The sequence below is a fragment of the Hwanghaeella sp. genome, from assembly GCF_965227365.1.
Classification (GTDB): domain Bacteria; phylum Pseudomonadota; class Alphaproteobacteria; order UBA8366; family Aestuariispiraceae; genus Hwanghaeella.
Window position 1 is genome coordinate 4613204 of the sequence record NZ_OZ245754.1, and the last position, 18027, is coordinate 4631230.

18 protein-coding genes and 1 tRNA gene are annotated in these 18027 nt (G+C 61.7%); 16 read left to right on the forward strand and 3 right to left on the reverse strand.

Translation table 11 applies throughout. The features are described 5' to 3' along the window. The first annotated feature begins 63 nt into the window (after positions 1-63). From ACQK2G_RS21065 to ACQK2G_RS21100, 8 genes are all read left to right on the forward strand, one after another. Positions 64-939 (forward strand): ABC transporter permease, encoded by an 876-nt coding sequence (locus tag ACQK2G_RS21065; protein WP_425407004.1) that lies wholly within the window; start codon positions 64-66, stop codon positions 937-939. A gap of 12 nt (positions 940-951) precedes the next feature. Further along, positions 952-1740: an ABC transporter permease gene (locus ACQK2G_RS21070; protein WP_425407005.1), complete on the forward strand. Its 789-nt coding sequence runs from the start codon at positions 952-954 to the stop codon at positions 1738-1740. A 117-nt stretch (positions 1741-1857) separates the two neighbouring features. Continuing rightward, positions 1858-3021 (forward strand): extracellular solute-binding protein, encoded by a 1164-nt coding sequence (locus tag ACQK2G_RS21075; protein WP_425407006.1) that lies wholly within the window; start codon positions 1858-1860, stop codon positions 3019-3021. Positions 3022-3111: 90 nt separating this feature from the next. After that, positions 3112-4197, forward strand: a complete 1086-nt coding sequence (locus ACQK2G_RS21080; RefSeq protein WP_425407007.1) for an ABC transporter ATP-binding protein — start codon at positions 3112-3114, stop codon at positions 4195-4197. 43 nt (positions 4198-4240) lie between these two features. Then, positions 4241-5602 carry an aspartate aminotransferase family protein gene (locus tag ACQK2G_RS21085; protein ID WP_425407008.1) on the forward strand — a complete coding sequence of 454 codons (1362 nt, stop codon included), beginning with the start codon at positions 4241-4243 and terminating at the stop codon, positions 5600-5602. Next, positions 5602-6531, forward strand: a complete 930-nt coding sequence (locus tag ACQK2G_RS21090; protein ID WP_425407009.1) for a 3-keto-5-aminohexanoate cleavage protein — start codon at positions 5602-5604, stop codon at positions 6529-6531. The genes ACQK2G_RS21085 and ACQK2G_RS21090 overlap by 1 nt, the downstream gene beginning before the upstream one ends. A 49-nt stretch (positions 6532-6580) precedes the next feature. Continuing rightward, complete coding sequence (locus ACQK2G_RS21095; RefSeq protein WP_425407010.1) at positions 6581-7621, forward strand: histone deacetylase family protein; 1041 nt, start codon at positions 6581-6583, stop codon at positions 7619-7621. Positions 7622-7957: 336 nt separating this feature from the next. Then, on the forward strand, positions 7958-9751 hold the full coding sequence (locus tag ACQK2G_RS21100; RefSeq protein ID WP_425407011.1) for a GGDEF domain-containing protein: 1794 nt from the start codon (positions 7958-7960) through the stop codon (positions 9749-9751). A 47-nt stretch (positions 9752-9798) separates the two neighbouring features. Here ACQK2G_RS21100 and ACQK2G_RS21105 read toward each other — a convergent pair. Continuing rightward, positions 9799-9873 (reverse strand) — tRNA-Gly (locus ACQK2G_RS21105). Between the two features lie 305 nt (positions 9874-10178). Here ACQK2G_RS21105 and ACQK2G_RS21110 point away from each other — a divergent pair. From ACQK2G_RS21110 to ACQK2G_RS21135, 6 genes are all read left to right on the forward strand, one after another. Continuing rightward, positions 10179-10688 carry a prolyl-tRNA synthetase associated domain-containing protein gene (locus tag ACQK2G_RS21110; protein WP_425407012.1) on the forward strand — a complete coding sequence of 170 codons (510 nt, stop codon included), beginning with the start codon at positions 10179-10181 and terminating at the stop codon, positions 10686-10688. Between the two features lie 132 nt (positions 10689-10820). Continuing rightward, a complete protein-coding gene (locus tag ACQK2G_RS21115; protein ID WP_425407013.1) occupies positions 10821-11738 on the forward strand; it encodes a tetratricopeptide repeat protein in 918 nt (305 codons plus the stop codon). Positions 11739-11822: 84 nt separating this feature from the next. Continuing rightward, positions 11823-12533 (forward strand): LON peptidase substrate-binding domain-containing protein, encoded by a 711-nt coding sequence (locus ACQK2G_RS21120; RefSeq protein ID WP_425407014.1) that lies wholly within the window; start codon positions 11823-11825, stop codon positions 12531-12533. Between the two features lie 39 nt (positions 12534-12572). Next, on the forward strand, positions 12573-12785 hold the full coding sequence (locus ACQK2G_RS21125; RefSeq protein ID WP_425407015.1) for a Trm112 family protein: 213 nt from the start codon (positions 12573-12575) through the stop codon (positions 12783-12785). A 29-nt stretch (positions 12786-12814) separates the two neighbouring features. Continuing rightward, complete coding sequence (locus ACQK2G_RS21130) at positions 12815-13216, forward strand: gamma-butyrobetaine hydroxylase-like domain-containing protein (protein ID WP_425407016.1); 402 nt, start codon at positions 12815-12817, stop codon at positions 13214-13216. A 13-nt stretch (positions 13217-13229) separates the two neighbouring features. Further along, the gene (locus tag ACQK2G_RS21135; RefSeq protein WP_425407017.1) at positions 13230-13958 is read left to right on the forward strand and encodes a spermidine synthase; all 729 of its coding nucleotides are present in this window, start codon (positions 13230-13232) and stop codon (positions 13956-13958) included. Between the two features lie 43 nt (positions 13959-14001). Here ACQK2G_RS21135 and ACQK2G_RS21140 read toward each other — a convergent pair whose 3' ends face one another. Both ACQK2G_RS21140 and ACQK2G_RS21145 read right to left on the reverse strand, forming a co-directional pair. Beyond that, positions 14002-14691: an aspartyl/asparaginyl beta-hydroxylase domain-containing protein gene (locus ACQK2G_RS21140; RefSeq protein WP_425407018.1), complete on the reverse strand. Its 690-nt coding sequence runs from the start codon at positions 14689-14691 to the stop codon at positions 14002-14004. A 57-nt stretch (positions 14692-14748) separates the two neighbouring features. Beyond that, the gene (locus ACQK2G_RS21145) at positions 14749-15975 is read right to left on the reverse strand and encodes a UbiH/UbiF/VisC/COQ6 family ubiquinone biosynthesis hydroxylase (RefSeq protein ID WP_425407019.1); all 1227 of its coding nucleotides are present in this window, start codon (positions 15973-15975) and stop codon (positions 14749-14751) included. Positions 15976-16233: 258 nt separating this feature from the next. Between ACQK2G_RS21145 and ACQK2G_RS21150 the strand changes: the two genes are divergently transcribed. After that, positions 16234-16572 carry a P-II family nitrogen regulator gene (locus ACQK2G_RS21150; RefSeq protein ID WP_425407020.1) on the forward strand — a complete coding sequence of 113 codons (339 nt, stop codon included), beginning with the start codon at positions 16234-16236 and terminating at the stop codon, positions 16570-16572. Positions 16573-16585: 13 nt separating this feature from the next. Beyond that, positions 16586-17929: an ammonium transporter gene (locus ACQK2G_RS21155; protein ID WP_425407021.1), complete on the forward strand. Its 1344-nt coding sequence runs from the start codon at positions 16586-16588 to the stop codon at positions 17927-17929. The last annotated feature ends 98 nt before the right edge of the window (positions 17930-18027 follow it).

The window sequence follows — 18027 nt, forward strand, 5'->3', positions numbered from 1 at the left end:
CTCACCTCTTCGACATCCGACGACTTGATGAAAGCGCGAGGATCTGGAGGGGGTAGTCCGGGAATGGCGTCGCTTGACCCGATGGACAATCGATGGCGGCCGTGGCGGCTGCTGGCGCCGGCGCTGAGCGCCGTCTTCCTGCTGCTCGTCGTGCCGATTTTCTTCATCGTGGTCTATTCCTTCTGGCTGCGCACGGCCACAGGTGCGGATATCGCCGGCTTCCACCTGGACAATTGGGAAGAGGTCCTGACCGACCCGTTCTACCGGGACATTCTGGGCTTCACGATCTGGATCGCCTTCGCAACGACCGTGGTCTGCGCCGTCGCCGGTTATATCCCCGCCTATTTCATCGCCACGACCCAATTCAAGCACAAGGCTTTCCTGCTGCTGCTGCTGATGCTGCCCTTCTGGATCAGCTACATCATCCGGACGATGTCCTGGATCAACATCCTGGGCACAAGCGGCATCGTGAACGTGGCGCTGCAATGGATCGGCATCACCGACGAACCGATCCAGATGCTGTACAACCAGTGGACGGTCATTACCGGCCTGGTGCATTTCCTGCTGCCGTTCATGATCCTGAACATCTATGTCAGCCTGTACGGCATCGATCGGAACCTGGTCGACGCGGCGCGGTCGTTGGGCTGCACCGGCTGGCAGAGTTTCAAGGAAGTGACCCTGCCCCTGTCGGTCCCCGGCCTGGCGGCAGGGTCGCTGCTGTGTTTCGTGCTGGCGGCGGGCACCTATATCACCCCGGTCGTGCTTGGCGGGCCGACCGACGCGATGTTCGCGAATCTGGTCTTCGACGCGATCATCACCCAGTTGAACTGGCCCTTGGGCTCCGCGCTTTCCCTGGTCCTGCTGATCCTGCTCGGTGTGCTGGTGGCGATCTACAATCGCTTCGCCGGCCTCGGCCAGATCGCCAAGAGTTTCGGATAGAGGAGGCCGCCGATGATCAACAGCTGGAGCCTCATCCGCCTGGGAACGATCCTGATCTATCTGTTCATGTTCGCGCCGGTCGCCGTGGTGGTGCTGCTGTCCTTCAATTCCAGCCAGTTCGGGTCCTTCCCGATGGAAGGGCTCAGCCTGCGCTGGTTCGTCGCCCTGATGGACAACCAGGCCATCGTCCGCGCCTTCCAGACATCGCTGCTGCTGGGGGTGTTGACGGCGGTGATCTCGACCACCCTGGGCGTGCTCGCCTCGCTCGCCATGGTCCGGTACGACTTCCCCGGCAAGGGCCTGATCGCGACCGCGCTGATCGCCCCGATCCTGGTTCCCGAAGTGGTCCTGGCGGTCGCCCTTCTGCTGTTCCTGGGGGCGGTGGGCATGCCGAAGAGTTTCCCGCTTCTGCTGGCCGGACATGTCATTTTCACCCTTCCCTTCGTGGTGCTTGTGGTTCAGGCCCGCCTCGTCGCGGTAAAACGCGAATACGAAGAAGCGGCGATGAGCCTGGGCGCCGGACCGGTCGAGACCTTCTTCCAGATCACCTTGCCGCTGATCCTGCCGGCGGTGCTGGCGGGCGGATTGTTCGCCTTCACCATTTCCTTCGACGACATCACCGGCACGCTGTTCTGGAAGCCGGGCGGGGTCGAAACGGTGCCGACACAGATTTTCGCCATGCTGCGCAACTCGATCTCGCCCGAAATCAACGCGTTGGGGACGGCGATGGTGGTCATCACCGTCGCCCTGCCGCTGATCGGGGCCGGTGTCGCCCGGCAATTGGGGCGAAAACAGAAATAGGAAAGGCCGCGACAAGAACCCGGAACCGGGGAAGCGCGTTCCTTACATATACGGGCAATCGCCCGGACCGTGCTTGAGCAAGGACTATTGAACAAGGACTGTGAACAGGAGGTTTGAATGACAAAAATAGACGATACCAAACGCTATGAACGGCTGTTGGAACGGTACGGTAACGGGGACCTGGAACGGCGCACGTTCCTGGGCCTGATCGGTGCGGCGGCGGTGACCGCCGGCGTCACCGGCCTGCCGATCGCAAAGCTTCAGAAACACGCCATGGCGGCGACGCCGGACGAAGTCCGTTTCGACGGTTGGGGCGGGGTCGTTTCCGAAGCCTTCCGCGAATACGCCTTCAAGCCGTATACCGCGAAGACCGGCATCAATGTTGTCGACGGCACCTTCGGCGGCGCCGACGAATATCTGGCGCGGGTCAAGGCCAGCCGGCCCGGCGAATACAACATCGCCCACCTTTCCGGTGTCTTCGATTACGTGCGGTACAACGGCCTCGGCCTCAGTTCCGAGCTGAACGAAGCCAATATTCCGAACCTGAAGAACGTTATCGTCGCCTTGCAAGATGTGCTGCGGAATGTCACCGGCGGCACGCTGTCGGCGGTGCCCTATGACTACGGCACGACCAGCCTGGCCTATAACCGCAAATACATTTCCGACGATCAGATGAAGGCCGAAGGCGTCAATCTGCTGATCGACGAGAAGTATAAGGGCAAGATCGGCGGCTGGGGCGAATGGAAGACCCGCATCTGGTACGGCGCGCTGCAGACCAAGCAAAACCCGAACGCCATCGATGACATGGACGCGGTCTGGGATGCCATCCGCAAGCATCGCGACCTGTCGCTGAAATACTGGGCGTCGGGCGCCGAATTGATGAGCCTGTTGGCGGAAGAGGAAATTTACGTCACCGAAGGCTGGTCCGGCCGTATCAAGGCGCTGCAGGATCAGGGCCACGACATCGGCTATTACGACCCGCCGGGCGGGCTCGGCTGGCAGGAATGCCTGTTCGTACTGAAGGGCAGCCCGATGGCGGCCTGCGAAGAACTTCTGAACTTCATGCTGGAGCCGGAAGTGGCCGTCGCCGTCGCGGAAGGGCAGAACTATCCGCCGGCATTGGACCCGAACAAGGTCGAGTTGAGCGCGAAGGTGAAGGGCCTGCCCGCCTTCGACCCGACGGGCACGCTGAGCGGCCTGAACTTCTTCGACCCGCCCTATTGGAACGCCAACGAAGCCGATTGGTCGAAGACCTTCGGCCGCGTCCAGAAGGGCTATTAAGCCGATACCGGAAAGCGGGAAGGGGCGTTTCGTCCCTTCCCCTTCTTCCGGCCCGAGTGAGTAGTATTCAGAAATGCGGGGGACCGCGACGTGACCGAGCATGCGGTGGAATTGAAATCGGTGGTGAAGCGCTACGGCGATTTCACGGCCGTCCACGACACCAATCTGGACATTCCCGAAGGGTCCTTCCTGACCCTGCTGGGCCCGTCCGGCTGCGGCAAGACCACCACCCTGCGCATGATCGCCGGTCTGACCGGGATCACCGAAGGGGACATCCTGATCAAAGGGCGCCGCGTCAACGACCTGCCGATCCACAAGCGCAACCTGGGCATCGTATTCCAGAACTACGCCCTGTTTCCCCATCGCACCGTCTGGCAGAACGTCGCCTTTGGCCTGAAATACCGGAACACACCGAAGGACGAGACCGAACGCCGGGTCCGCGAGGCGCTGGACCTGGTTCAGCTTCCCCAAATGGCCGACCGTATGCCGGCCCAACTTTCCGGCGGGCAGCAGCAGCGTATCGCGCTCGCCCGCGCCATCGTCATTCAGCCGGACGTCCTGCTGTTGGACGAACCGCTTTCCGCGCTGGACGCCAATCTGCGCGAGGATATGCGGATCGAGTTGAAACGCATCCAGCACACGTTGGGCATCACCACCGTCTTCGTGACCCATGACCAATCCGAGGCGCTGGCCATGTCCGACCAAATCGTGGTGATGAGCGCCGGCCATGTGGAACAGGTCGGCAGCCCGGAAGAGGTCTATAACCGCCCGGCTTCCGAATTCGTCGCCGGCTTCCTGGGCAATTCAAACATCCTGACCGGCACGGTCGTCGATATCGCAGGTCCCACGGCCAAGCTGGACCTGGACGGGTTGGGCCCGATCCTGGCCGCCGCCGACACCGTCGGCCGGCCGCTGACCGCCGGAGAAAAGGTAAAGGTCTCGATCCGGGCGGAGAAACTTGTGCTCGACGGCACCGTAGATCCAAGCGGCGAAACCTCGACCTTCCCCGGCCGGATCACCACCGTCGATTACCAGGGACAGGTTGCGCGCTATTTCCTGCAATCCGGCGACACCACCCTGCAGGCGATCAATACGATCGACGAGCACCCGTTGCAGGACGGCATGGAAACCGCCATTCGGATCCGCGCCCGGGATTGCGTGATCCTACCGCACTGATAAACACCGTAGCCCACCCGTCATCCCCTTCTTCGGCAGACCCATGAACACGCCCGCGAAACGCCCCGAGTCCCACCTGTTCTATCAGACCCGCCAACGCCGCCCGATGCTGGATCGCGGTGAGGGCATCTATCTCTACGACCGCGACGGCAATGCCTATCTGGACGGGTCCAGCGGCGCGATGGTCTCCAATATCGGCCATAGCAACCCGAAAGTGCTGGCCGCGATGAAGCGGCAGATGGACAAGGCAACCTTCGGCTATCGCCTGCATTTCGAGAACGAGCCGGCGGAACTACTGGCGACCAAGACGGCATCCTACATGCCGGACGGGCTGGACCGGGTGTTCTTCGTCTCCGGCGGGTCCGAAGCGGTCGAAAGCTGCATCAAGCTGGCACGGCAATACGCGGTGGCGGTCGGCCAGGAAAAGCGCTGGAAGGTGATTTCGCGCACGCCCAGCTATCACGGCGCGACCATGGGGGCGCTGGCGCTGACCGGCATGAATTCCATGACCGATCCTTTTCTGCCGATGCTGCAGATGATGCCGAAAATCCCCGCGCCGACCTGCTATCTGGACCGGGACAACATGACCCTGGAACAGCGTGGGCTGCGCTATGCCGATATGCTGGAGGAAAAGATCGAGGCGGAAGGGCCCGAGACGGTCCTCGCCTTCATCGTCGAGCCGATCGGCGGCGCGTCGACCGGCGCGCTGGTGCCGCCGGACAGCTATCTGCCGCGCGTGCGGGAGATCTGCGACAAATACGGCATCCTGCTGATTTATGACGAGGTCATGACCGGGGCCGGCCGTACCGGCAAGTTCCTGGGCGGCGACCATTGGCCGGGCGCCACACCGGATATCGTTGCGCTGTCGAAAGGGTTCGCCGCGGGTTACGCGCCGCTCGGCGCGATGGTCGCCCACCGGCGTCTGGTCGAACCGGTTCTGGACCATGGCGGCTTCGTCCACGGCTATACCTATGCCGGAAACCCGCTGGCCTGTGCCGCGGGCCTTGCCGTGCTGGCGGAAGTGGAACGGCAGGATCTGGTCGCCCGGGCCGATGTCATGGGCGCCAAGCTGAAATCGGAACTGACCGGACTGATGGACCGCTATCCCTTCATCGGCGATGTCCGCGGACGCGGCCTGCTGCTGGCCTTCGAACTGGTCGCAGACCGGGAAACGATGGAACCCCTGCCGAAAGAGATGAATGCCTTCACCAAGCTGGTCGAGGAAGCCTATGCCCGCAAGCTGATCATCTATGCCAGGCGGACCCGCGGCGGCGTCATCGGCGACCATTTCCTGGTCTGTCCGCCACTGATCATCACCGACACCGAGATCGGCGAATTGATGGAAAAACTGACCGGCGCATTGGATGCCTTCGCGGAAAACGCCGGCTTGGAGAGGAACCCGTAATGGCGAAACCGGTCATCATCACCTGCGCCGTCACGGGGTCGGTTCATACGCCGAGCATGAGCCCGCATCTGCCGGTCACGCCGACCGAAATCGCGGAACAGGCCATCGAAGCGGCGGAAGCCGGCGCGTCGATCCTGCATCTGCATGCCCGCGATCCGAATGACGGAAGGCCGTCGCCGGACCCGGCAGTCTTCGGTGAATTTCTGCCCCGAATCAAACAATCCTGCGACGCGGTGGTGAACATCACCACCGGCGGCGGATCGACGATGACGGTGGAGCAGCGGATGGAAGCGGCCCTGGTCCATTCGCCGGAAATGTGCTCGCTGAACATGGGCACGATGAATTTCGGCCTATTCCCGGTCTTGGACCGGATGAAGGACTTCAAGCACGACTGGGAAGCGCCTTTCCTGGAGGCAACACGGGACTTCATCTTCAAGAACACGTTCAAGGATATCGAAACCGCGCTGGATCGGCTGGGGACAGGTCATGGCGTGCGCTTCGAATTCGAATGCTACGATGTCGGCCATCTCTACACGCTGAAGCATTTCGTCGACCGGTCGCTGATCAAACCGCCGTTTCTGATCCAGTTCGTGCTGGGCGTATTGGGCGGAATCGGCGCGGATACGGAAAATCTGGTGTTCATGAAACGGACAGCGGATAAGCTGTTCGGCGACGACTACGAATTTTCCGTTCTTGGGGCGGGACGCATGCAGATGCCGCTTGCGGCGGTCGCGCTGAGTTTGGGCGGCAATGTCCGTGTCGGTCTTGAAGACAGCCTGACCATAGGCCCAGGCAAACTGGCCGAACGGAACGCGGATCAGGTGCGACAGATCCGCAGCATCGCCGAATCCCTGTCGCTCGACATCGCGACACCGGCGGAAGCCAGAACCCGTCTCGCCCTCAAGGGCGGCGACGCGGTCGGCTTCTGACCGCACCCACCGATACACGCTAACGCCTTCAAGGAAGCGCAGGTCCCTCATGAAAGTCTTCTATTCCGACATCCAGGAGCGCCACGACCCCCAGATGTTCCTGGTCAGCGGCGCCGCGAAGCCGAGCCCCGAAAAGCCGGAACGCGCGACGCGCCTGCTGGCCAGCGCGCGTAAGGCGGGGCTGGGCCTGGAAGCACCGGAGGATTTCGGCATCGGCCCCATCGCGCGGGTCCACACGCCGGAATACATCCAGTTTCTGTCGACCATCTATCCGCGCTGGCAGCGCATCGACGGGGCGTCGCCGGAAGTCATCCCCAATATTCATCCGGACCGGCGGGACTGCGCCTATCCGGCCTCCGCCGTCGGTCAGGCCGGCTATCACCAGGCCGATACCGCCTGCCCAATCGGCCCGCATAGCTGGGAGTCGATTCTGTGGAGCGCCAATAGTGCCGTTTCGGCTGCCGTGGCGGTGGCCGACGACGCCTCGTCGGACACCAAGAGTTGGGCCTATGCGCTCTGCCGGCCACCGGGCCACCATGCGCTGAAGGATCTGGCAGGCGGCTTCTGCTTCGTGAACAATTCGGGCGTCGCCGCGGCCGAATTGCTGGCCAGCGGGGCCGAGCGGGTTGCCATCATTGATGTCGACCTGCATCACGGCAACGGTACGCAGGGTTTGTTTTATGACCGGAACGATGTGCTGACCGTCTCGATCCACGCCGACCCGGTGCGCTTCTATCCCTTCTTCTGGGGCCATGCGGACGAACGCGGCGAAGGGCCGGGTCTGGGCTTCAACCTGAACCTGCCGATCCCGCGCGGCACGGCGGATGCCGAATACATGCCGGTACTGGACGCCGCGATTCAGCGGGTGGAGGCCTTTGCGCCGGAGGCGATCGTCGTCGCTCTCGGCCTCGACGGCTATGAAGGCGATCCTTTCGGCGGGCTCAGCATCTCGACGGAGGGCTTCGGCCAGATCGGCGCGCGGCTCGCCAAGCTCGCCCTGCCGACCGTGCTGGTTCAGGAAGGCGGTTATCTCTGCGACGAACTGGGCCTGAACCTGGAACATTTCCTGGACGGTTTCGGGAACGGATAGCACCGCCGTTCCGGTCGGTCACAACCTCACCGGATAGCTCTGTTCCCCGTCGTAGACGAGGGTGCCGTCCTGATCATGGATACGCACGCGGGCTCGCCCTGATTGCCGCCTGGATTGACGCTATGGGGATGATTTTCCTTGGGCTTGCCGATGAGAATCGTAAATACGATAATACCATCACTGAGCCGAGACTGGTGGACGACCCTGCCTCCAGCCTTTCGCGGCCCGTCCCGGGTCTGTCACCAACAGGAGTTGAGCGGGTTAATACAATGTTAAGCAACCCGTCATATTAGTGTCCGCAGATTTCCGATTTCTTCCCCTTATCGGACGGTTACATTGCTGAAGCGCATATCCATCAAGCACGCCTTGGCGGTCCTTGTCGGACTGCTGATCCTTTGCGGTCTGCTGCTGGAACTTGAGACTCGGATCAGCGCCAACCAGCGCGAGGGCATCCAGGAAAAATGGCTGAACTTCGAGACACAGCGGTCTGAAAAGGCGCGGCTCTACACCTCGCTGCTGGCGAATGTCGGCTATGGCGGCTTCATCCATAACTACAAGAACTTCATCCTCCGGAAACGGCCGGCATACGCCAACGCGGCGCATAACGACCTGGGTGCTGTCCGCGCCGTCATCGCCCAGTACCTCGCGGTTCAGACCGAACAGGAAGAGCTGATCGCGCTGCACGACTTGGGCAACACGCTGGCCGAATACCAACAGGCCCTGGTGCGGATCGAATCCATGGTCCAAGAGGGCGACCACGTGACCGATTCCGCGGAATTGGACGATGCCGTGGATGTCGACGACGAATTCGCCTTCCGCGCGATCGAAACGCTCGACCGGGTCATCGAACGCGAAATCGGCTCCGGCGACGTAATCGGCAAACCGAGGCTGGCCATCCAATTGCGGCGCGCCATCGGCTATGGCGGTTTCATCCACAACTACAAGAATTTCATCCTGCGCGGCGACCAACAGTTCTCCAACAGGGCAAAGCAGGGATTGTCGGTCGCCCGGCGAGTTCTGCGCGAATGGCAGGCATTTCCGACGTCGCATGCCGAGAACCTGGCCATTCAGGATATCGAGGCCGTCCTGACCAAATACGGCGTGAACCTGGAAGACGCCGAGAAGATGGTCGAGAACGGCGCGACCACGGAAGAAATCGATAAGGCGGTCGTCGTCGACGACTATCCCGCAACCCGCGGCCTTGCCGTTCTGGATCGGGAGATAGCGCTTTCCATCGTGCGGGAATTCAAGGAAGTCGAAGAGCAATTCAACTTCGCCGCGCAGCTGGCTGTTCTGCGCGACTGGTCGACCAGATTGGTTATTCTGTTCCTGCTGTTGGCGACGGGGGTGCTGACCTATTTCATGGTTATACGGCCGCTGAAGCGGATCGAAACGGTCATGTCCGACCTGGCCGCCGGGGACCTGTCGGTCGAGATCCCTGGCATCGACGCGCAAAACGAAGTCGGCCATATGGCAAGGGCGATCGGCGTCTTCAAGGAAACGGCCATTCGGCTGCAGGAATCCAATGAAGAGCTCGAGGTGACAGTCTCCGAACTGACTGCCACCAAGAGCCGTCTGGAGGAACAGGCGTCGGATCTCGCCGCCATGGCGGAAACCCTGGAAGTGGAGCGGCAGAGGGCCGAAAAACTGTCGATCACGGACCGGCTGACCGGCTTGAACAATCGCCAGAAGCTGGACCAGGTTATCGCCGACGAACTGGACCGTGCGAAGCGATACGACCACCCCTTGTCGGTGATCATGTTCGACGTGGACCATTTCAAATCGGTCAACGACACCCACGGCCATCTGGTCGGCGACGAAGTGCTGATCAAACTGGCGGAAACCGTCACCAAGACGATTCGGTCGGTCGATATTTGCGGCCGCTGGGGCGGTGAGGAATTCATTGTCATCTGCCCGGAAACCGCCGAGGCCGGGTGCGCGGAGGTCGCCGAAAAGATCCGCAAGGCGATTGAAAAGACGGACTTCCCCGTCGTCGGCACCAAAACGGCCAGCTTCGGGATCGCCGAATACAGAAAAGGCGAATCCGCGGACGCGATCATCCACCGGGCCGACCAGGCCCTCTACGGCGCCAAGCAACTGGGGCGGAATCGCGTCGAACTCTCGGCCTGATCCGGCCGGCTCTCAATTTTCGATCGTTGTAGTCCGGGAAGGGAAACTGGAGCGGGCGATGAGATTCGAACTCACGACATCAACCTTGGCAAGGTTGCGCTCTACCCCTGAGCTACGCCCGCATTATCCAGTTTTCGATCGGCTTGCGTCCTGGGATTGACCCATTTCCGTCAGCCGTTTCGCCGCCGGTGGGTAGCCGGCCGCGGCTCCGTGCGGAGCGGCGCGCATATTACCCATGGATCGGCGCTTTGCAAGCACTCAGACAAAAAATAATTGCAGGTCATCGAAACCCTTTTCGATGCGGCGTTGAACCCGCGGAAATCCTGCGTTACCACGGCCCTTCCGGCACGTCCGGCCGTTCCGTTTTCCCGATAGAGTTCCCCTAAGAGGCCTGCGACATATGTCCGACGTTTCAGACACACACCCCATGACCGATTTGGATTTGTTCGCGAAACTGGATGCGATGGGCATCGCGCATCACACGGTCGAACACGAGCCGGCCTATACCGTGAACGACGCCAAGAATCTGCGCGGGGAACTGGACGGTTCCCATATCAAGAACCTCTTCCTGCGCGACAAGAAGAAGAATATCTGGCTGGTGACGGTCCTTGAGGAACGCGACGTAGACCTGAAGCAGCTGCGCGGCGTTCTTGGCGCGAAGGGCAATCTCAGCTTCGGTTCGCCGGAACTGCTGATGGAATGTCTCGGCGTCATTCCCGGCGCGGTGACGCCGCTGGGCATCGTCAACGACCGGGAAGGCCGCGTCAGCGTCGTGCTGGACAAGGGCATCCTGGACACCCCACCGGCGAACGTGCATCCGCTGCGCAACGACCGGACAACCCAGATCGACCCGCAGGATCTGCTGAAGCTGCTGGACGCCGAAGGCCACCCGCCGCTGATCCTGGACTTCGCGAACCTGCCCCAACCGGACGCCTAGGGGCCCGTCAGCATTTTCTTTCGCGCGTCCACCCTTGTCCTCGGCGTCGGAAACAGCCAAATAGGGCGCAAATGATATGACAGGCGCGTCGCAACGGGGCGCCGATACTAGAAGCGGGGGTTCAGCGGAACCATGGACATCGATTTGTCGAACGTCGCCAAGGGTGGCGACCTGATCAAGGACAGCGACACGAACGGCTTCATGGCCGACGTCATCGAGGCGAGCATGGAGACGCCCGTGATCGTCGATTTCTGGGCCCCGTGGTGCGGCCCGTGCAAAACCTTGGGTCCGGCCCTGGAGCGGGTGGTGAATGCCGCCGCCGGGGCGGTTAAGATGGTCAAGATCGATATCGACCAGAACCCGGAAATCGCCCAGCAGATGCGCGTCCAGTCGATCCCGGCGGTCTTTGCCTTTGTCGGCGGACGGCCGGTAGACGGCTTTGCCGGCGCGGTGCCGGAAAGCCAGATCAAGAGCTTCGTCGACCGCATCGTCCGTCAGGCCGGCGGTCAGCAGGGTGAAAACCCGGTTGAACAAGCCTTCGAACAGGCTGAGGAAGCCGCCGAACAAGGCGATTTCGAAACCGCGGGCGCTATCTATCAGCAGCTGATCCAGCACGACGCGACCAACATCAAGGCGATCGCCGGTTTCGCGAATGCCCTGGTGAAGCTCAACCGGCTCGACATGCTGAAGCAGTTCCTGGAGCAATTGCCGCCGGAACAGCGGGACGCCAATGAAATGGCATCCGTGAACGCCGCGCTGGAACTGGCCGAGAAGGCGGACGAAGCCAACCGTGAATTGGCCAGCCTGGAAGAAAAGGCTGCGCTGCATCCGAACGACATGCAGGCCCGATACGATCTGGCCGTCGCCCTGGCCGCCGTCGGCCGCGCGGAAGAGGCGATCGACCTGCTGTTGACGATCATGGAAACCAACCGCAACTGGAACGAAGACGCGGCCCGGCTGCAGCTGTTGAAGATTTTCGAGGCGCAGGGACCGACCGACTCGGTGACCGTTGCCGGTCGCCGCCGCCTTTCCTCCCTGCTGTTTTCCTGATCGCGGAAGGCGGGCCGCGAGCATGCGGCGCGATGACATCGGACCCGCCCTCGCGTTCATCTTTGATCCGGTATAGGGTGCGCTATGAGTGTTTTTGATCCGACCGCCGAAGATCTGCCGGACGATCTTCCGATCTTTCCGCTGACGGGTGTTCTGCTGCTGCCGCGGGCGCAATTGCCGCTGAACATCTTCGAGCCACGGTACTTGAACATGATCACCGATGCGCTCGGCGAAGGGCGGATGATCGGTATGATCCAGCCGCGCATTCCCCGCGACTTCGTTCAAGGCCGCGAGGACGAGGAAGAGGACGTACTGGACCCCGATTTCGACCGGGAACAGCCGCCGGTCTTCCCGGTCGGCTGCGCCGGGCGGATCACCCAGTTCGAGGAAACCGACGACGGCCGGTTCCTGATCAATCTGCGCGGCATCGCCCGGTTCAAGATCGCCGAGGAAATGCCGATGCGGGACGGATACCGCCGCGTCCAGGCCGACTGGTCGGACTATCTGGCCGATTTGGTCGAGCCGAACGAAGCCGCGCCGATTGACAAGGAACGGCTTTTCACTTCCCTGAAACCCTATTTCGAGGCGCAGGAAATCCAGGCCAACTGGGATGCCATCCACGACACCCCGTCGGAGCGTCTGATCAATTCCCTGTCGATGATCTGTCCCTTCGAACCGCTCGAGAAACAGGCCCTGTTGGAAGCGGCATCGCTGAAAGACAGGCTTGACGTGCTGACCTCGCTGGTCGAGATGGCGGTATTGGAAACGACCCACGAAGATTCCAGGCGGCAATAATCTGCCAAACCCGCGCCCGGACGGTGAAGAGAGTATAGGATGAGCGAGAACAAAGAAGCGCCCAAGGATGCAAGCCGGCAGGTCGACCCGAAACTGTTGGAATTTCTGGTTTGCCCGCTGACCCACGGGCCCTTGCGCTATGACCGCGCGGCGCAGGAATTGATCAGCGACCAGGCGAAACTCGCCTATCCGATCCGCGACGGTATTCCGATCATGCTGCCCTACGAAGCACGTCAGATCGATAACGACTGACGCAAGCGGACTATTCAAGGGAAGCGATGATGAACGGAAGCAGCGTGGAACGGGACGATCCGAACCGGTTCTCGACCAAGGTCTGGCCGACCGAGATCAAATTGCACAAGGCGGAGAAGATCCTGGAGGTCTCCTTCGACAATGGCGAGAGTTTCAAATACCCGGCCGAATATCTGCGGGTAGAAAGTCCGTCCGCTGAAGTGCAAGGCCATTCCCCCTCACAGAAGAAGACGGTTCCCGGCCGCCGACATGTCGGCATCATGAACCTGGAGACGGTCGGTAATTACGCGGTGCGGATCGTCTTCGACGACCTGCATGACAGCGGCATTTTCTCTTGGGCCTATCTCTATGAACTCGGTAAGGACCATGAGACGCGCTGGGCGAATTATCTGGCCGCCTTGAGCGCCCAGGGGCTCAGCCGCGACCCATGAGAATACCTGCCCCGTGAGCTTCCTATTCAAAGAACTGGACTATCGCGAGACGCCGATCGGGTCGTTGAGCCTTCGGCGGCGGCGGATCCTGTCGCTCGACCAGGACGTCTACGAGATCCTGCTGGGCGAGGAACATCTGATGTCCAGCCTGTTCACCGCGTCGGAAATCGCGTTGGCCGATCTCGGCCTGGCCGCCGTCGGCGCAGACAAGGCGGACAAATCATCGCTGGATGTCGTCGTGGGCGGCCTGGGGCTGGGCTATACGGCGGAGGCGGCCTTGAAGCAGGACGCGGTCGGCCGGCTGACCGTCGTGGAACTGTTGGACCCGGTCGTCGATTGGCATCTGGAAGGTTTGCTGCCGATGGGGACCGCGCTCTCCGATGACCGCCGCTGCCATTTCCTGCGCGCCGATTTTTTCGCCCGCGCCGCATTGGAAGAAGGCTTCGACGACGAAGACCCCGGCAAACGGCACGACGCGATCCTGATCGATATCGACCATACGCCCGACTGGCGGCTAAACGAAGGCAGCAGCGATTTCTATACGGAAGCGGGACTGACGGCGCTGTCCGGCAAACTGAAGCCCGGCGGTGTTATGGGCCTGTGGTCCGACGCGCTGGAGGATGAAGGTTTCACCGCGCTGCTTGGAAGCGTCTTCTCGGAAGCCTGGGCCGAGCCCGTCACCTTCCACAACCCGCTGCAGGACAAACCCTTCACACAGACGGTCTATCTGGCGCGACGGTAGAGCGGACCGGGCCGGGTCAGGCTTTACTGAGCCGCACCCGGTTTCAGGTCGGCGGCAGGGCGTGGTGGATGGCGGGGCCGGGATCCGGCAGGTAGTCGATCAGGATATTGATTCGGCGGCGCTTCGACTTGTTCTTCACCGCGTGGTTCTTGCGGTTGTTGAAGTCATAGACCTTGCCGACCTGCATCTTCAGCTTCTTGCCGTCGATCTTGTATTCGACGCCGGGCGGCGAGACGAGCGGGATGTGGAGCCGGTGGGCACGCGCCGCCATGGGCTGGCCGTCGATATGCGGGGCGACCCTTCCGCCCGGCGCCATTTCCACGATGGCGACACGGGTCAGCACACCCTTGGGCGTCTTGATGTAGGAGATCGCCTTGTCCACGACGGGTCCGACCAGTGCCTCGAACTGTTTCCATTGCGGAAAGGCGCTGACCTCGCCCTGATCGTTCTCGTCGATCACTTCCGGCATCAGGGGCTCGGGATCGATATTCTCCTGCTTGCACCATTCCAGGAAGAGTTCCTTCATGCTGCGCCGTTTCCAGGGCATCTGATAGGGGACGAAATTATGGATCAGCGGAATGGCGCGGGTGAATTCGTTGTGAACCTTGCTGGCCAGCAGGTCCTGGCGGAAGCGGTTGCGCTCCCAATCCTCGTCCGGCAGCGCGTCGACGAAAGCCGCCAGTTCCTTCACATCAACCGGCCCCAATACCTTATAGGGAACACCGATATCCATTCCCGTACCCTTCTTTCCTACGTAAGGGGCGACCGCCCCTGGCTTGTTTCAGCACCCTTATAGCGCTTCGCCGCGGATCAGGCGCGGCAATTCGCCGACCACGCCCATGGCATGCCGCATCAGGAACTTCTTGGCCGGCGGCACCTTGTTCACGACCGCCAGGCCGAGATCACGCGCCAAGCGCAGCGGCGGCAGGTCGTTGGAAAACAGCCGCGTCAATCCGTCGGTCACCGCCGCCAGCAGCACATTGTCGAAACGCCGCCATTCCTCGTACCGGCGCAACACGCTGGCCGCGCCGAGGTCGAGGCCGAGCCGTTTGGCGTCGACCAGCACTTCGGCCAGGGCGGCGATATCGCGCAGGCCCATATTGAGGCCCTGTCCGGCGATCGGATGGATCGCATGCGCCGCGTCGCCCACCATCGCGAAGCGGTCGCCGATATAGGTTTCCGCATGCTGCAGGGCCAGCGGATAGGCGAAACGGGGACCGGCCAGTTCGATATCGCCCAGCCAATCGCCGAACCTGGTCTTCAACTCTGCCAGGAAGGCGGCGTCGTCGAGCGCCGCATAGTCGCGTGCCAGATCCGAACGTTCCGACCAGACGACGTTGGACCGGTCGCCGGTCATAGGCAGCATCGCGAAGGGACCGCTGGGCAGGAACAGCTCCACCGCCACCCCGTTATGCGGCAGGGCATGTTTCACCGTGCAGACGATGGAAGTCTGATCATAGCGCCAACCAGTTGTCTTGATGCCCATCCAGTCCCGGAGGGTCGAGAACTTGCCGTCCGCGGCGATCACCACGGAAGCCCGGATTTCGCCACCGCCTTCAATCTCGATCGTCGAGAAGCCCGGGCCCGGCCGCACCGCATTGACCGTCGCGGGCGCATGCAGGGTCAGCGTCGGCAATTCCTGGCAGCGTTTGTGGAGCGCGATACGGGTGGCGCGGTTCTCGACGATATAACCGAAAGGGTCCTCGCCGATATCCGTGTGGTCGTAGTGCAGGAAGAGCGGCGAAATGCCGTCCAGCACATGGCCGTCGACGACGCGAATGTCCCAGATCGGGGAGGCCTCGTCCTGCAGGAATTTCCAGACGCCGATGCCCTTCAGCACCTGCGCCGAGCCATAGGCGATCGCCGAGGCGCGCCCGTCATAGGCCGGCACGGTCTGGCTGTCCTGCGTCTCGCGGTCGATCAATGCGACGCGCAGGCCCGCAGTGGCCAGGGCGCAGGCCAGACCCGCCCCCACCATGCCGCCGCCGACGATGCCGACATCCACCCGTTCCGTCATCTCATTCTGCCCCGAATCTCATCAAAACCATCTGTCGAGTTCTGCCTATTTTTTAATCAATCAAAGGTTCGTGATTAAATAATAAGCGCTTCAGATTTTTGCTCATCTCGGTCCGTCTTCCACAAATAGGCTCTATCCCACTGATTTTCAATAATTTCTCTGATTCGTCGATTCCGGCACGCATTTTGATTTACCAGGGGTTCATGGTGCGGCGCACAAGAGTGGCCGAACGTTTAACAAGTGGAAGGGAGCCTACGAATGAAGCTCGTAATGGCGATCATCAAACCCTTCAAGCTCGACGAGGTCAGAGAGGCCCTCACAAGCTTGGGCGTGCAGGGTTTGACGATATCGGAGGTGAAGGGGTTCGGCCGTCAGAAAGGCCAAACCGAAATCTATCGTGGCGCGGAATACTCGGTGAGTTTTCTGCCGAAAGTGAAGGTTGAGGTCGTCGTCGCCGACGGTCAGGCCGACGCGGTTGTCGAAGCGATCCAGAAAGCCGGCAGCACAGGTCGGATCGGCGATGGAAAGATTTTTGTGCTGGATCTCCAGAACGCCGTGCGCATCCGCACCGGCGAATCTGGCGACGAAGCGCTGTAAGGGAGTATCGACTATGAATTTCAAGAACCATCGCTTCAGCCGCGCGGCGCGGTTTGGCGGCGCGGCCTTGGCGGGCCTCGGCGTTGCCGCCATTGCAGCCCCGGCATGGGCGGCCACGGATGTGGAAACCGCCTTCATCTTCAATACGCTGTCCTTCCTGATGCATGGCTTCCTGGTCATGTGGATGGCGGCCGGTTTCGCGATGCTGGAAGCGGGCCTGGTCCGCACCAAGAACACCTCGATGCAATGTCTGAAGAACATTGCCATCTATTCGGTTGCCGGCATCCTGTACTACCTGATCGGCTACAACCTGATGTACATGGACGTCAGCGGTTTCATCGGATCGATCTCGATCTGGTCGGCTGCCGATCCGAGCATCACCGCGGACGGTTTCGTCGGTGAGGAAGCCGGTTATGCGGCCGGGTCCGACTGGTTCTTCCAGATGGTCTTCGTCGCGGCGACCGCCTCGATCGTTTCCGGTACTGTTGCGGAACGCGTCAAACTGTGGCCGTTCCTGATCTTCACGGTCGTCCTGACCGGCGTGATCTACCCGATCCAGGGCGCGTGGTCCTGGGGCGGCGGCTGGCTCAGCGAAGCGGGCTTCTCCGATTTCGCCGGTTCCAGCATCGTCCACTCGGTCGGCGGTTGGGCCGCCTTGGCCGGGGCCATCGTGATCGGCGCCCGTAAAGGCAAGTTCGTCGACGGCAAGGTCAACCCGATCCCGGGCGCGAACCTTCCGCTCGCCACGCTGGGCACGTTCATCCTGTGGATGGGCTGGTTCGGCTTCAACGGCGGCTCGCAGCTGGCCATGGGTACGGCTGCGGATATCCGCGACATCTCCAGCATCTACATCAACACCAACCTGGCCGCCGCCGGCGGTGTGGTTGCCGCGATCATCCTGACGCAGGTGATGTACAAGAAGATCGACCTGACCATGGCCCTGAACGGCGCCCTGGCCGGCCTGGTCTCGATCACGGCCGAACCGTTGGCTCCGTCGCCGGGTCTGGCGATCATCATCGGCGCCATCGGCGGTGTGATCGTGGTCTTCGCGGTGCCGCTGCTGGACAAGCTGAAGATCGACGACGTCGTCGGTGCGGTTTCCGTCCACCTGTTCGCCGGTATCTGGGGCACCCTGGCCGTGCCGCTCAGCAACAGCGACGCCAGCTTCGGTCCGCAGATCATGGGTATTGTCGCGATCGGCGTATACACCTTCGTTGCCAGCCTCATCATCTGGACGATCCTGAAGTTCACGATCGGTGTCCGGGCCAATGAGGAAGACGAGTACGAAGGTTTGGACAAAGCCGAACTCGGGTTGGAAGCCTACCCCGAATTCGGTGCCGGTTCCCAGCGGATGTAACCGCGGAACCACAGAGTTTCGGCCGGGGTCTGATGACCCCGGTCGGACAGACGGCGTCTCTGACGTCGTTTCCCACCCGCTGACTTATCCCCGGAAGG

What these genes read in the sequence shown, in the direction of transcription:
- ACQK2G_RS21065 (WP_425407004.1), top strand. Translation starts at nt 64, where the DNA reads ATGGCGTCGCTTGACCCGATGGACAATCGATGGCGGCCGTGGCGGCTG.
- ACQK2G_RS21070 (WP_425407005.1), top strand. Translation starts at nt 952, where the DNA reads ATGATCAACAGCTGGAGCCTCATCCGCCTGGGAACGATCCTGATCTAT.
- ACQK2G_RS21075 (WP_425407006.1), top strand. Translation starts at nt 1,858, where the DNA reads ATGACAAAAATAGACGATACCAAACGCTATGAACGGCTGTTGGAACGG.
- ACQK2G_RS21085 (WP_425407008.1), top strand. Translation starts at nt 4,241, where the DNA reads ATGAACACGCCCGCGAAACGCCCCGAGTCCCACCTGTTCTATCAGACC.
- ACQK2G_RS21090 (WP_425407009.1), top strand. Translation starts at nt 5,602, where the DNA reads ATGGCGAAACCGGTCATCATCACCTGCGCCGTCACGGGGTCGGTTCAT.
- ACQK2G_RS21095 (WP_425407010.1), top strand. Translation starts at nt 6,581, where the DNA reads ATGAAAGTCTTCTATTCCGACATCCAGGAGCGCCACGACCCCCAGATG.
- ACQK2G_RS21110 (WP_425407012.1), top strand. Translation starts at nt 10,179, where the DNA reads ATGACCGATTTGGATTTGTTCGCGAAACTGGATGCGATGGGCATCGCG.
- ACQK2G_RS21115 (WP_425407013.1), top strand. Translation starts at nt 10,821, where the DNA reads ATGGACATCGATTTGTCGAACGTCGCCAAGGGTGGCGACCTGATCAAG.
- ACQK2G_RS21120 (WP_425407014.1), top strand. Translation starts at nt 11,823, where the DNA reads ATGAGTGTTTTTGATCCGACCGCCGAAGATCTGCCGGACGATCTTCCG.
- ACQK2G_RS21125 (WP_425407015.1), top strand. Translation starts at nt 12,573, where the DNA reads ATGAGCGAGAACAAAGAAGCGCCCAAGGATGCAAGCCGGCAGGTCGAC.
- ACQK2G_RS21130 (WP_425407016.1), top strand. Translation starts at nt 12,815, where the DNA reads ATGAACGGAAGCAGCGTGGAACGGGACGATCCGAACCGGTTCTCGACC.
- ACQK2G_RS21140 (WP_425407018.1), bottom strand. Translation starts at nt 14,691, where the DNA reads ATGGATATCGGTGTTCCCTATAAGGTATTGGGGCCGGTTGATGTGAAG.
- ACQK2G_RS21145 (WP_425407019.1), bottom strand. Translation starts at nt 15,975, where the DNA reads ATGACGGAACGGGTGGATGTCGGCATCGTCGGCGGCGGCATGGTGGGG.
- ACQK2G_RS21150 (WP_425407020.1), top strand. Translation starts at nt 16,234, where the DNA reads ATGAAGCTCGTAATGGCGATCATCAAACCCTTCAAGCTCGACGAGGTC.
- ACQK2G_RS21155 (WP_425407021.1), top strand. Translation starts at nt 16,586, where the DNA reads ATGAATTTCAAGAACCATCGCTTCAGCCGCGCGGCGCGGTTTGGCGGC.